The organism is Bradyrhizobium xenonodulans, assembly GCF_027594865.1.
Taxonomy (GTDB): Bacteria; Pseudomonadota; Alphaproteobacteria; order Rhizobiales; family Xanthobacteraceae; genus Bradyrhizobium; species Bradyrhizobium xenonodulans.
Map to the genome: position 1 here is coordinate 8,117,616 of NZ_CP089391.1, position 13,314 is coordinate 8,130,929.

Here is a 13,314-nt window from a genome sequence, read left to right on the forward strand (position 1 = left end):
CTCGGCACGCCTCCAAACGACCAATTGTCGCACGTGTCTTTTCCGGCCGGATCGCCGCTCCGTCTCTTGCGGGCGGCGCGCGCAATGCACTTTTCTTCTCCCGTGATTTCGGGGACAATCCCGCATAACAATGAGAAATGGCGGTCCAATGAGGCCGCCGCGAGGGAGGAGCTTCGATGTCGCGATTCGGGCTGAAGACGATCGCCTTTGCCGCCATGCACCTTGTCATGGGCACGTTGCTCGCAACCGCCGCCGGCGCGCAGGACTATCCCAGCAAGCCGGTCACGCTGATCGTGCCATGGCCCGCCGGCGGATCAACCGACATCTCGATGCGCGCGATCGCCGACAGCGCCTCGAAGGTGCTGGGGCAGCCGATCGTGATCGACAACAAGGCGGGCGGCGGCGGCACAGTCGGGCCGGCGACCATGGCTGCGGCCGCGAAACCGGACGGCTACACCATCTCGCAGATTCCCATCACCGTCTTCCGCCTGCCCCTGATGCAGGAGGTGTCATGGGACCCGGCCAAGGACTTTTCCTACATCATTCACCTCACGGGCTATACGTTCGGCGTGACCACCAGCGCGGAATCGCAGTTCAAATCCTGGAAGGACGTGGTCGATTTCGCCAAGGCCAATCCTGGCAAGGTCACCTACGCCTCGCCCGGCACCGGCACCTCGCTGCATATCGGGATGGAGCAGATCGCGGCGATGTCCGGCATCAAGCTGACGCAGGTGCCGTTCAAGGGCGGCGCGGAAACCAACGCCGCCGTGCTGGGACGGCACACCATGCTGCAGGCCGATTCCACGGGATGGCGGCCGCTGGTCGACGCCGGCAAGCTGAAGCTGCTGATGGTGTGGACCGGCGCACGGTCGCCGAACTATCCCGACGTGCCGACGCTGAAGGAGCTCGGCTATCCCATGGTCTATGATTCCCCGTTCGGCATCGCCGGACCGAAGGGCATGGATCCCAAGATCGTCGCCAAGCTGCACGACGCCTTCAAGAAGGCGGTCGAGGACCCCGCGGTGATCGCGACGCTCGCCAAATACGACATGGTGCCGAACTACAAGAACACCGAGGATTACAAGAAGTTCGTCGTCGAGGTCACGGAGTCCGAGCGCAAGGTGATCGATACGCTCGGGCTTGCGAAGAAGTAGAGTTGCCCTGCCACACATGCTGGCCTCATCCTGAGGTGCGAGCCATACTTGCGGCTCGCCCCGAAGGATGGATCGGGGCACCGTCGCCCTTCGAGGGCTGCGCTGCGCTCCGCCACCTCAGGATGACGGCGAACTGAGAGCACACATGACCGACCAAACCAACGTCAAACTCCGCCTCAGCAACTCCGAACTCTGGGGCGGCTTGATCGGGCTCGCGCTCGCTGGCTTCGTGATCTGGCAAGGATTGAAACTGAAGCTCGGCACCATCAACGATCCCGGCTCCGGCTATGTTCTGTTCTACACGGGCATTTTGATGTGCGTGTTCGCCACCTCCATCATCGTCTCGGCCATCACCGAGGGCGGACCGACGCTGGCTTCGCGCTGGGAGAACGTGCGCTGGAGCAAGCCGCTTCTCGTCATCGCCTGCCTCACCGTATTCTCCTTCGCCCTGGAGCCGCTCGGCTTCCTGCTGTCGTCGATCCCGCTCATGCTGGTGCTGCTGCGCGTGATTGATCCCGTGCGCTGGACCCTCGCGATCCCGGTCGCCGTGCTGGTGCCATCAGGCATGTGGTGGGTGCTCAAGCGCCTGCTGCTGATTCAACTGCCCTCAGGCCTGTTCGGGATCGGCTGATCGCATGGAGACGCTCGTCAACGTCGCGCATGGGTTCGGCGTCGCGCTGCTGCCGATCAACCTGCTCTACTGCTTCATCGGCGTCTTCATCGGAACGCTGGTCGGCGTGCTGCCCGGCATCGGGCCGATCTCGGCGATGTCGCTGCTGCTGCCCGTGACGCTGTCGGGCACGCCGGAATCCGGCATCATCATGATGGCCGGCATTTACTACGGCTCGATGTATGGCGGCTCGACCACGTCGATCCTGGTCAACATCCCCGGCGAAGCGGCCTCGGTCGTCACCTGCATCGACGGCCACCAGATGGCGAAGCAGGGCCGCGCCGGCCCCGCGCTCGGCATCTCCGCGTTCGGCTCCTTCATCGCCGGCACGTTCGCGCTGGTCGCCTTGATGCTGGTGGCGCCGAGACTCGCCAGCATCGCGATCGCATTCGGGCCAGCCGAGTATTTCAGCCTGATGGTGCTCGGCCTCGTCGTACTCACCTTCCTCACCCAGGGATCGATGCCGAAGGCGCTGCTGATGGCCTGCATCGGCGTCGTGCTGGGACTGATCGGGCTCGACAGCATCACGGCGCAGCCGCGGCTGACTTTCGGCCGCATGGAGCTGATCGACGGCATCGGCCTGGTGCCTGTCGTGATGGGCCTGTTCGGCGTCGCCGAGGTGCTGCTCAATACCGAGCAGGCCATCAAGCGCGACATCATCAATGCCAAGATCACCCAGCTTCTGCCCAACAAGGCCGACTGGCAGGCGAGCGCCGGCCCGGTGGCGCGCGGCACGCTGCTCGGATTCCTGCTCGGCATTCTGCCGGGGGGCGGCGCGGTGGTGGCCTCGTTCGCATCCTATGCGCTGGAGAAAAGGCTATCGAAATCGCCGGAGCGTTTTGGCCATGGCGCGATCGAGGGCGTCGCGGGGCCCGAATCCGCCAACAACGCGGCGGCCGGCGGCGCATTCATTCCGCTGATGACGCTTGGCATCCCGCCGAACGTGGTGATGGCGCTGCTACTCGGGGCCTTCGTCATCCACGGCCTTCAGCCCGGACCGCTGCTGATCACGCAAAACCCCGGCCTGTTCTGGGGCATCGTCGCCAGCATGTATATCGGCAACGTCATGCTGCTGATCCTCAATCTGCCGATGATCGGCATGTGGGTGCAGCTACTCAAATTGCCCTACAACATTCTCTTTCCGCTGATCATCCTGTTCACGATCCTCGGCGTGTACTGCTCGAGCAACAACGTGTTCGACGTCTATGTGATGATTGCGTTCGGGATCATCGGCTATTTCATGCGCAAGCTCGGCTACGAGCCGGCGCCGCTGGTGCTCGCCTTCGTGCTCGGACCGATGCTGGAGAACAATCTGCGCAAGTCGCTGATCCTGTCGCAGGGCGATCTCTGGACCTTCGTGCAGCGGCCGATCTCGGCGGCGTGTCTTGCGCTGGCGATGGTGTTGCTGATCGCGCCCCTGCTGCCCGCGCTGCGCAAGAAGCGCGAGCTGGTGGCGCTGGACGAGGGGGCGTGAGGAGATCCCGTAGGGTGGGCAAAGGCGCGCATGCGCCGTGCCCACGATCTGCCTGGGTTGGAGAGAGGTGATGGGCACGCTTCGCTTTGCCCACCCTACGACACCTACGGTGTCTCAGCCCGCCGCAGGCAGCGCATTATCCGGCGGCGCGCTCCACGGGCGGTCGGCTGAAGCCAGCCCGATCAACCTGCCCTGGATGTAGTCGCAGCCCCAGTCGCGCAGCATGTTTGCGGCCTCTTCGTCCTGCACCCATTCGGCCACGGTCTTGATGTCGAGCCGGCGGGCAAGGTCGATCAGGGTCTGCACGAAGGCGCGGTCGTCGGCGGAACGGGTGATGTTCTGCACGAACGCGCCGTCGATCTTCACGATATCCACGCCGAGCTTGCGCAGGTTGCGGAACGAAGTGTAGCCGGCGCCGAAATCGTCGATGGCGATGCGGCTGCCAAAATTCTTCAGCCGCGTGACAAAGCCGCGGACGTCATCGATGTCCTGGATCGCGACCGTTTCGGTGATCTCGACGATCAGCCGCTCGGCAACGCCGGGATGGGCCAGCATCAGCGACTCGATCCCCGCCCACCAGTCCGGATCCATGGTCGTATCCGGCGAGATGTTGAGGCTCAGGCAGATGTCGGGCGCGGCCGCGAGCTCGGCGACCACGAGCTCGAGCACGCGGTGATCGACCAGGCGGATCAGGCCGAGCCGTTCGGCGACCGGCACGATGTCGGGCGCGAGCAGCACCTGACCGTCACCCTGGTCCATCCGCACCAGACATTCGTGGAAGGCACGCTCACGCGAAGCCGTCGACACCACCGGCTCATAGGCGAGCCTGATGCGGCGTTCGTTCAGCGCTGTCACGATCTCGTCGGTGACGCGAATGTTGACGCGGCGCTGTGCGTCGCGCGCGGGATCCGGACGCCAGGCTGCGAACGAGCCGGAGCGGCGGCGCTTGGCGGCGTCCAGCGTCTCATGGGCGCGATTGACCGCCTCGTCGGTGTTGCGGGCATAGCGCGGCACGCTCACTGCGCCGATCGAGGCGGTGACCGACACCGGTCCGGATCTGGTCGGCACCACCTCGTCGCGGATGCCGGCGAGGAAGCGCTCGGCGGCGACGTTCATGTCGTCGACGGTGCAGTTCTTCAGGATCAGGCCGAACTTGTTGCCGGAGAAGCGCCCGAGCACGTCACCGCCGCGCAGCCGCGCGCGGATGCGCTTGGCGACGTCGAGGATGACGGCGTCGGCAACGTCGAAGCCGAAGGCGTCGTTGACGCGGGCGAGATGATCGATGCCGACCAGCATGAAGGCGGCGGTCGAGCGGAAGCGGGTCGTCTCCTCGATCGCCTCGGCCAGCGCCGCGATCAGATGGGAGCGGTTGAGCTCGCCGGTCAGCGGATCGAGCCGGGCGAGCTTCGTCAGCTCCTCGTCGCGGGCATGGCGCTCATTGTTGATACGGACGGAGCCGATCGCGCGCGTGGGGCGGCCGTCGGGGCCGGCGAACCAGCGGCCGGTCTCCTCGATCCAGACTAGGGGATCGGAGGCGCTCATGCGCACGCCGTATTCGACGCGATAGGGCGTGCCGTCGGCGCCATGCACGGCGGAGGTCTGCGCCAGCGCGGCGGTTCGGAGCATTTGCGCGGGCTCGATCAGCTTGGCGAATTCGGCGCCGGTCGCGAGCCGCTCGGCCGGGATGCCGGGGAAGACGGCGCCGACCTCGCCCCAGACGATGGCATCGCTGGCGATGTCCCAGGCGAACACGGCCTGGCCGAGCGCGGCCAGGATGTCGGAGGCTTGCGGCAATGCAGGGGTCAAAATCGCCTCGTTTCGGGACAGCGGGGAAGTCCTGAGCCGGCACAGAATACGGCCAGATTCGCCTCCGACCCTAGGCAAAGTTCATAAACAATTTGGAAACCACGTTTCGCGGGCTCCCGGAACCAAATCGGCCCGGCCGGCATAGGCCTTGCGAGTACATGACACGCACCGGCGCCAGCGTCCCGAAACGCGACAGGCTCGGCCGGATTAACGGTGATAGCGATGTTGGGTACTGATCGATCGGACGAAGCGGATAACGGCACGGGCACGGCCCTGGTGCCGCAGTTGCAGATGTTGCAGTGGGTCCACAAGGCGCCGCTGCCGCGCCCCGATCCGAGCTTCGTCGCCCAGCTCATCGCCAATGCCGAGCACCTGCCCCAGACCAGCCGGCTCCGCCGCGCCTCTTCCGAAGACGCGCAGATGGCCTATGGCGACAAGCGCCCGCTTTCGAGCGTCACCGCGCGCACGCGGCAGGTGGCTTGAGAAGCAGGACGAGTCCAACCCTCACCGTCCCTGCGGAGTCCTCCTGACCCAGCCCTCTCCCCGTAAGAACGGGCGCAGGGAGCACACCGACGTTGCGGTGAGACTGTGCCGATCCAGAGAAATCAGCGCTGCGTATCGGGCGAGGACGGTGTGCCGTTACCCGGCTGAAGATGCGGCGAGGGAATTTCCGGCGAGGGCACAGGCTTCGGCGCGGGGTGATCCATCAACACGGATTCGGCGACGGACTGCGCCGAGGGCGCGGGCGGCACCACCGGTGCTGCCTGCGGCGCGGTGACCGGCTCGAACTTGGGCTCGGCTGCGATTTCATCGGCCGGCGCTTCGGCCCGGCGCTTGGCTTTGCGCGGCGCCGGCGCTGTCGTCTCGGCGACATAGGTGACGCGGCGGCGCGTGCGCTGGGCGATGCCACCGAGGAAATCGGCCATCGCGAGCAGCACCAGCAGGAAATAGGTGGAGTTGCCGAATTTGGGCCACATCACGAATTCGGCTGCGGCCGCGCCAAACACGATCAGCGACAGCAGATGATCCATCAGGAATTTCGAGCCGGGCCGCGCGCCTTTGACCACCTCTAACAGCAGCAGCACGATCCCGAGCGCCAGCATCAAATCGGCAAGCGTGACCGGCCAGGTCTCGCCGGACACCATCGGCACCTTGAACAGCACGTCCGTAAAGGACACGGTCGGCATCAGGAAGGCGATGATGTTGTAGACCGCGAGCGGAATCAGAAGCAGCGGGAAACCGACCATCGGCGAAATGCCTTCTCGATCTAGATATCCGGGCAAGACAACGCGACGGCGAAGCATTTGGCTCCGCCGCCGTCACTGTCATATCTCATGGGTTGGCCGAAATCAGGCAGGTCAAATCAACCTGCCCGGAGAAGGGTCCTTAACTCAGGACTCTTTCTTCTTCAGGACCTGACGGCCCTTGTACATGCCGGTCTTGAGGTCGAGATGGTGCGGACGACGGAGTTCGCCGGAATCCTTGTCTTCCACGTAGGTCGGCTTCTTGATGGCGTCTGCCGAGCGGCGCATGCCACGACGCGACGGCGAGGTTTTTCTTCTCGGAACGGCCATTTCAATATCCTCTAGGGATTGGTGTGGTCAGGGCATCGTCCGCGAGGGACGGCTCAGCACCCGCAATAGGAGGCGAGCTGAATGCCGATCAAGGCCGGGCTTATAGAGGAAGGCTGGCCGTAAAGCTAGGCTTTTGGGTCGGAAAATACGCCCGAAATGGGCTCGAAATCAGCGATTTTCCCGCCAGCAGGTCGAAAGCGAAGAGGCCTGCGCCCTCGCCACATAGGTCCCGGCCAACCGCCGGACGCCCGGCCCGGGGGTCCTGGCGCTGCGTTTGACCGGATTCGGCAAGGTCGAGGCCAGAAGGGCCGCCTCCCGCGGGGACAGGCTGGCCGCCGACTTGCCGAAGGCGTAGGCACTGGCCGTCTCCACCCCGAACTGCCCCTGGGCGCCGAGCTCGGCGATGTTGAGGTAAATCTCCAGAATCCGCGGCTTTGGCAGGACGAGGTCGATCCACAGCGCCAGCGGGAATTCCAGCGCCTTGCGGACGAAATCCCGCCCCTGCCAGAGGAACAGGTTTTTCGCCACCTGCTGGGTGATGGTGGAGGCGCCCCGGAACGGCGTCCCGTCCTCCTGCGCGTCGTCGATCGCCTCGCGCAGCGCGCCCCAGTCGATGCCATGGTGCTTGCAGAAATGGGCGTCCTCGGCCGCCACCACCGAGCGCGGCAAATAGGGCGACATCGCCGCCAGATCGATCCATTCCCGATGCATCGGCGCGCCCCGCAAGCTGCGCCAGGCCATCAGCGTCGAAACCGGATGGCCGGTGCGGTAAAACGGCGCGATCACATAAGGCGCGAGAACCACGACCGCGAGCGCTACCAGCAGGATTTTAACGATGCGCAAATCGACCTTTCCGGCGCAAATTGAAACGCGGCCACGGATCCCGCCATTAAGTCTGTGATAATTCGGGCCTTTTCCAGCACTTTTTAGGCCTTCCAAACGATTGACTGGGGCGGGCTCATAAAGGATTGTCCCGCCGAATTTTAGTTCTGGAGCCCTTCTTGATGACCGGCACGTCCCCGTCCGATTTCGCCAAACGTCTGGACAAGACCGCTGATGACACCGAGGCGCTGCTCGGCCGCCTGCTGTCGGACGACATCCTGCACGATGAGATCGCCCGGCCCAAGCGACTGATGGACGCAATGCGCTATTCGAGCCTGAACGGCGGCAAGCGTCTGCGGCCGTTCCTGGTGGTCGAGAGTGCCGCCGTGTTCGGCGTTCCGCGCGAAGCGGCACTGCTCGTCGGCGCCGCGCTCGAATGCATCCACTGCTATTCGCTGATCCATGACGATCTGCCGGCGATGGACAATTCGGACCTGCGCCGCGGTCGCCCCACCCTGCACAAGAAGACCGATGACGCCACCGCGATCCTTGCCGGCGATGGCCTGCTGACGCTCGCCTTCGACATCGTCACCCGCGACGAGATCCATCGCGACGCCAATGTGCGCCTGCTGCTGACGCGCGCGCTGGCGCGCTGCGCCGGCATCGGCGGCATGGTCGGCGGCCAGATCCTCGACCTCGCCGGCGAAGGCCGCTTCGGCGGCAATGAACCGATCGATGTCGCCCGGATTCAGCAGATGAAGACCGGCGCGCTGTTGCGCTACGGCTGCATCGCCGGAGCGATCCTCGGCCAGGCCTCCCAGAAAGAATATCAGGCGCTCGACGATTACGGCCGCGCGCTCGGCGAAGCCTTCCAGATCGCCGACGATCTGCTCGACGTCGAAGGCGATGCGGCAGCCCTCGGCAAGCCGGCCGGCGCCGATGCCGCACTCGGCAAAACCACCTTCGTCACCCAGCTCGGCATCGAAGGCGCCAAGCAGCGCGTGCGCGACCTGCTCGCGCGGGCCGACAGCGCCGTGTCGATCTTCGGCGACCGCGCCGCCGTGCTGCAAGCCGCGGCGCGCTTCGTGGCCGAGCGGAAGAACTGACGCGCATCGATGGCAGCCGGCGGCAAAGAGGATCCGGTCCTCGTCCGCTTCCGCAAGATGTCGCGGCCGGTGCGGCTGATCTATGCGCGGCCGCGTACCTTCATCGCGCTCGCGGCCGGCGTTCTGGTCTGCCTGCTGCTGCCGGGCTCGCACCGGCTGGTGACGCGGCTCCTGTTCGGCTGGGATGCGCTGATCGCGGTCTATCTCGTGCTGGTCTACGCGATGATGCTGTGCAACGACCACCAGCACATCCGCCGTGCTGCGGCGATGCAGGACGACGGCCGCTTCGTGATCCTGCTGGTCACGGCGATCGGCGCCTTCGCGAGTATCGCCGCGATCGTCTCCGAGCTCGGCACGCCGCATCGCGGTGCTGCGGAGCTGACCATTGCGATCTCCACCATCGCACTGTCCTGGGCCGCCGTGCACACGACCTTCGCGTTGCACTACGCCCATGAATATTACCGCCCCCCGTCGGGCGGGTTGCAATTCCCGAGCGGGGACAAGGAAGACCACGCCGACTATTGGGACTTCGTCTATTTCTCGTTCGTGATCGGGATGACCGCGCAGGTCTCCGACGTCGGCATCTCCGACAAGATCATCCGCCGTACCGCCACCGCGCACGGCATCATCTCATTCATCTACAACACGGCGCTGCTGGCGCTGACGGTGAACATCGCGGCGAGCGCGATCGCGACGTGATCAGCGACATAGTCCCGGCTTCGCCGGGACTATGTCGCGAAAGCAGCACTCTTAGTTGCAGACCTCCACATTGGCATCAACGTGAGGGCCACCGCCGCCGCGATATTCGAGGCGACAGCCGCGCCTGACGGGACGGCAGAGCAGATCGTTGCAAAAGACCTGTCCGCCACCGCCCGCAGCGCGACCCGCGCCGGCCGCAGCGATACCGCCCGCCGCTCCAGCGGCCGCACCACCCGACTGACGACGCTGCCGCGCCGGCCGGTCATCGCTGTCGTCGCGTCTGGCGGTTGCAGGCTTGGCCGTTGCAGGCTTGGCGGCACGCTGCTTCTCGCATTCATTATCGTCGTTGATCGCATAGCCGTCACGGCAGACGATCTTGCTGCACTTGTCGCCGTCGACCTTGAAGCCGTGCTCACAAACCAGCGGGCAAACGCGCGACGGCTTTGACTTGACGGTATCGAGCGCATCGGTGCTCGCCACCTTCACGTCGAGCTTAGTGCCGGCATAGCGGTTGAACTGCGACAGCGACCGCTGCGAGGACGTGTTCCAGTTGCCGTCCGCCTGCCCGGAGAAGCAGCCGACGCGCCCGAGCTCGGTCTGCACCGAGCGGCTGAGGTCGGCCGGCGCGGTCGCCGGCGTCAGCGAAGCGACGTTGGTGCCGGCGGGGCTCGCCGTGCTGGCGGGCGCAGCGCTCGGCGCAGTGGCGGCGAGGTTGACGCGCTGCTGCTCGGCGGCGGCCGCCTGCTGTTGCGCCTGCTCTTTCGCCTTCTGCGCGGCGAGCTGCGCCTGCTCGGCGGCCTTGGCATCGGCCGCGGCCCTGGCCTGCGCATCCTTCTGCGCGCCGAGGGCGGCGAGACGATCACGCTCGGCCTCGGCCTGCTTCGCCTTCTCGATCGCCGCGGCATGGGCCTGCTCGGCGCCGATTTTCTCGACCTGCAGCTTGGCGAGGCTCGCATAGAAACCGTCGGAATGCTGAGCGAGGAAGGCATCCCACGCCGCCTTGTTGCCGACCTGGAGCGCCAGCTCGTAGTCGCGACGGATATCGGCCTGCGGGTTCGCCACAGGCGCGACTGGCGCTGCGGCCACCACCTTGACCGGGACCAGCGGAACGTCCTCGCCACCGAGCGAGCCGTACACGAACGGCTCCTGCTTGTTGCCGGTCGACTTGAGCACATCGTCCCGCACGAAGCCGAAGGCGCGGCGGACGTCGAGGCCCGGCGTCGTCAGATGCTTCGACAGCGCGACCGTAAACGGGCTGTTGGCGCCGTCGCCGTCCTGCGCGGTGAATCCGGCCTTGGCCGAATAGGCGATCAGCGTGTTCGGGCTGGTCGGCTCGACCTGGGCCAGACCACGCCCGATGCCGCGCGAGACGATCGTGCGCTTCATGGTCTTGCCGAACGGATTGTCGCGGCAGGCATCCAGGATCACCAAGCGAAGCTGTTTGGCAGGTTCGACCGCGACCAGGACGCGGTCGAGCGAGAGCGCCTCGTCGTACACGTCGGTGTCGCGCTCGAGCCTGGCGTCGACCGGGATCAGATAGTTCGAGCCTTCGACCTCGATGCCGTGACCGGCATAGTAGACCACGGCGATGTCGGCACTGCGGGTCGCATCAGCGAACTCGCGCAGCACGCGCCGCGTGTCCTGGGCCGACAGATCGTGCCGGGAATCGACGATGTCGAAGCCGGCATCCTTCAGAGTCTTCGCCATCACCGAGCCGTCGTTGACGGGATTGGAAAGCGACGGCGCATGCTGGTAGGCCGAATTGGCGATCACCAGCGCGACGCGCTTGGCGGCGAAAGCGGGTTCAGTGCCGAACAGCAGCGCGGCGGCCAGGAGAAGCGGACAAAGTCTGAGCAGATTGCGCATGACACGACTTCCGAAAATTCGGGGCATTTCGAGCCCTTTGGACCGCTTTAGCAGGATCTTCCGCTGGCGCTTGTGATGGAGGTCACGAAGGCGGCGCCGGCACCCGGGCGAAAGACCCCTTCTGTATGTCGCACCAGCGGCGGCGCGGTTCGCCGGCAAATGCGCGTCGCGGAGCGGGTTCCATCAGCCATCTCCGACGTGCCCCCGATATTGCGGCAGATCGTCCGTAATCTCGTGCCAAGCCGCCTTCGAGCCCACGAAAATATGGACGCTTGGCCGGATTGAGGGGGCATCGACCAGGGTTCCCATGGCGACATGGACCCATTTGCCCTCGCGCACCTGGGAATAAAGCAGCGAGCCGCACCGGGCGCAGTGAGCATCATGGGTCGTGTCGTCCCCGTAGATGAGGCGCTTGTCCTCGCCCTGGACGATACGGAGCTTGTCCTGCGTGATCCCCGCGAACGGCTTGAAGGCGGAGCCGGTGGTACGGCGGCAGTTCGAGCAGTGGCAGTTCATCGCATAGGAGAAGGCATCCGCCACCTCAAAGCGCACGGCACGGCAATAGCATTCGCCGGCGAGGATACGAGCGTTCGAATTTTCTGATGCGGTCATGACGACGCCTTCGCGCAAATGGCTGACACACCCATAGCGCATTTTGATGTGTACGACTAAGTTCGCCCCAAGCCATCATTCAAAGGGATGACCCATGAACCAGGACCGTTCAAGCGTCGAAGCCGTCGTGCAATCCTATTTTGACGGACTTTACGACGGCGATGCCGAAAAGCTCGGCGCGGTGTTTCACCCCTCCGCCGATTTGCGCTGGGTGGAAAAGGGCGAGCTCAAGGTCCTGACCGTGCCGGACTGGCTCGCCTGGGTACGCAAGCGCCCCTCTGCCAAGGCGGAAGGCAAGCCGCGCGAGGATTTCATCGTCACCATCGATCGTTCGGACGACAACACCGCCTTCATCAAGGTCAAATGCCAGCTGCCGCCACGCTATTTCACCGACTATCTGGTAGCGATGAAGCTCGCCGACGGCTGGCAGATCGTGTCGAAATCGTACCGGTATGATCTGAGGGAGTGAGGGGGCTTTGCCTTCCGCTGCCCGAATTCGGACGCGCTCGCCCTCCATTCTCCGTCATTGCGAGCGAAGCGAAGCAATCCAGAATCCCTCCGCGGAGACAGACTGGATTGCTTCGTCGCTTCGCTCCTCGCAATGACGGTGCCGATAGAGGGTGCGCTCCATCCCCGCCCACGTCCACTCGCCTGAAAGCTCCCCATGCTTCTCGACCGCCGCTCCCTGCTCGCCTCGCTCTGCTGGATGGCCGCTTCCCCCGCGCTCGCTGCGGAGGCGCCGCCGGAGCTCGAAGCTTATGAGCGCGAGAGCGGCGGGCGGATCGGGGTCCACGCAGAAAATCTCGCGACCGGAAAAAAACTCGCCTGGCGCGCCGACGAGCGGTTCGTCATGTGCTCGACCTTCAAGGCTTCGCTGGCGGCTTGCGTGCTGGCGCGGGTCGATCGCGGCGAGGAGCAGCTTGCGGCCACGATCGCTTACGGCAAGGACGACCTGCTGGAGTACGCACCGGTTGCGAAACAAAATCTCGCGGCCGGCAAGATGTCGGTCGCCGAAATGTGCAAGGCGATCGTCGAGCTCAGCGACAACACCTGCGCCAATATGCTGCTGGCGCGGATCGGCGGACCGGCCGCGCTCACCTCATTCTGGCGGTCGATCGGCGATACCAACTCGCGGCTCGACCACAACGAGCCCGAGCTCAACCGCTCGCCGCCGGGCGATCCTCATGACACGACGACACCCGCGGCGATGGCCGGCAATCTGAAGCGTCTGGTGACGGGCGAAGCGCTGTCGCCGGCCTCGCGCGCCCAGCTCACCGAATGGATGGTGGGCTGCAGGACCGGCGCGAACCGGCTGCGCGGCGGCCTGCCGGCAGACTGGAAGATCGGCGACAAGACCGGCAACAACGGCAAGGATGCATCGGGCGACGTCGCGGTCGCCTGGCCCAAACCCGATACGCCGATCCTGATCGCAGCCTATACCCAGGGTGGCACGCCCAACGCCGCTCAGATCGAGGCGGTGTTCGCTCGCATCGGACGGATGGTGGCTGAACGGCTGGCCTGAACCACGCCG

At 65.3% G+C, this 13,314-nt stretch carries 14 protein-coding genes; 8 read left to right on the forward strand and 6 right to left on the reverse strand.

Features of this window, described 5'->3' with window-relative positions; genetic code table 11:
- Positions 1-176: 176 nt before the first annotated feature.
- The 3 genes from I3J27_RS38295 (at position 177) to I3J27_RS38305 (ending at position 3,298) form a co-directional block, all read left to right on the forward strand.
- A complete protein-coding gene (locus I3J27_RS38295; protein ID WP_270163981.1) occupies positions 177-1,154 on the forward strand; it encodes a tripartite tricarboxylate transporter substrate binding protein in 978 nt (325 codons plus the stop codon).
- Positions 1,155-1,299: 145 nt separating this feature from the next.
- The gene (locus I3J27_RS38300) at positions 1,300-1,785 is read left to right on the forward strand and encodes a tripartite tricarboxylate transporter TctB family protein (protein ID WP_270163982.1); all 486 of its coding nucleotides are present in this window, start codon (positions 1,300-1,302) and stop codon (positions 1,783-1,785) included.
- A gap of 4 nt (positions 1,786-1,789) precedes the next feature.
- The gene (locus tag I3J27_RS38305) at positions 1,790-3,298 is read left to right on the forward strand and encodes a tripartite tricarboxylate transporter permease (RefSeq protein ID WP_270163983.1); all 1,509 of its coding nucleotides are present in this window, start codon (positions 1,790-1,792) and stop codon (positions 3,296-3,298) included.
- A gap of 114 nt (positions 3,299-3,412) precedes the next feature.
- Here the strand turns inward: I3J27_RS38305 and I3J27_RS38310 are convergent, their stop codons facing one another.
- The gene (locus I3J27_RS38310; protein ID WP_270163984.1) at positions 3,413-5,104 is read right to left on the reverse strand and encodes a bifunctional diguanylate cyclase/phosphodiesterase; all 1,692 of its coding nucleotides are present in this window, start codon (positions 5,102-5,104) and stop codon (positions 3,413-3,415) included.
- A 222-nt stretch (positions 5,105-5,326) separates the two neighbouring features.
- Between I3J27_RS38310 and I3J27_RS38315 the strand changes: the two genes are divergently transcribed.
- Positions 5,327-5,587 carry a hypothetical protein gene (locus tag I3J27_RS38315; RefSeq protein WP_270163985.1) on the forward strand — a complete coding sequence of 87 codons (261 nt, stop codon included), beginning with the start codon at positions 5,327-5,329 and terminating at the stop codon, positions 5,585-5,587.
- Positions 5,588-5,709: 122 nt separating this feature from the next.
- Here the strand turns inward: I3J27_RS38315 and I3J27_RS38320 are convergent, their stop codons facing one another.
- The 3 genes from I3J27_RS38320 to mtgA all read right to left on the reverse strand — a co-directional run bounded on the left by I3J27_RS38320 (position 5,710) and on the right by mtgA (position 7,521).
- On the reverse strand, positions 5,710-6,351 hold the full coding sequence (locus I3J27_RS38320) for a hypothetical protein (protein ID WP_270163986.1): 642 nt from the start codon (positions 6,349-6,351) through the stop codon (positions 5,710-5,712).
- Positions 6,352-6,495: 144 nt separating this feature from the next.
- Positions 6,496-6,678, reverse strand: a complete 183-nt coding sequence (gene rpmF, locus I3J27_RS38325) for a 50S ribosomal protein L32 (protein ID WP_007598106.1) — start codon at positions 6,676-6,678, stop codon at positions 6,496-6,498.
- Between the two features lie 168 nt (positions 6,679-6,846).
- Positions 6,847-7,521, reverse strand: coding sequence for a monofunctional biosynthetic peptidoglycan transglycosylase (gene mtgA, locus I3J27_RS38330; RefSeq protein ID WP_270163990.1), 675 nt, complete (start codon positions 7,519-7,521; stop codon positions 6,847-6,849).
- A gap of 161 nt (positions 7,522-7,682) precedes the next feature.
- Here mtgA and I3J27_RS38335 point away from each other — a divergent pair, with 161 nt between their 5' ends.
- Both I3J27_RS38335 and I3J27_RS38340 read left to right on the forward strand, forming a co-directional pair.
- The gene (locus tag I3J27_RS38335) at positions 7,683-8,606 is read left to right on the forward strand and encodes a polyprenyl synthetase family protein (protein WP_145638445.1); all 924 of its coding nucleotides are present in this window, start codon (positions 7,683-7,685) and stop codon (positions 8,604-8,606) included.
- A gap of 9 nt (positions 8,607-8,615) precedes the next feature.
- Positions 8,616-9,305, forward strand: coding sequence for a DUF1345 domain-containing protein (locus I3J27_RS38340; protein ID WP_270163991.1), 690 nt, complete (start codon positions 8,616-8,618; stop codon positions 9,303-9,305).
- Between the two features lie 51 nt (positions 9,306-9,356).
- On the opposite strand, the gene I3J27_RS38345 is transcribed toward I3J27_RS38340, so the two are convergent.
- On the reverse strand, positions 9,357-11,171 hold the full coding sequence (locus I3J27_RS38345; RefSeq protein ID WP_270163992.1) for a caspase family protein: 1,815 nt from the start codon (positions 11,169-11,171) through the stop codon (positions 9,357-9,359).
- 183 nt (positions 11,172-11,354) lie between these two features.
- Positions 11,355-11,783, reverse strand: coding sequence for a GFA family protein (locus I3J27_RS38350; RefSeq protein WP_270163993.1), 429 nt, complete (start codon positions 11,781-11,783; stop codon positions 11,355-11,357).
- Positions 11,784-11,877: 94 nt separating this feature from the next.
- Here I3J27_RS38350 and I3J27_RS38355 point away from each other — a divergent pair, with 94 nt between their 5' ends.
- A complete protein-coding gene (locus I3J27_RS38355) occupies positions 11,878-12,252 on the forward strand; it encodes a nuclear transport factor 2 family protein (protein WP_270163994.1) in 375 nt (124 codons plus the stop codon).
- A 195-nt stretch (positions 12,253-12,447) separates the two neighbouring features.
- The gene (gene bla, locus I3J27_RS38360; protein WP_270163995.1) at positions 12,448-13,305 is read left to right on the forward strand and encodes a class A beta-lactamase; all 858 of its coding nucleotides are present in this window, start codon (positions 12,448-12,450) and stop codon (positions 13,303-13,305) included.
- The last annotated feature ends 9 nt before the right edge of the window (positions 13,306-13,314 follow it).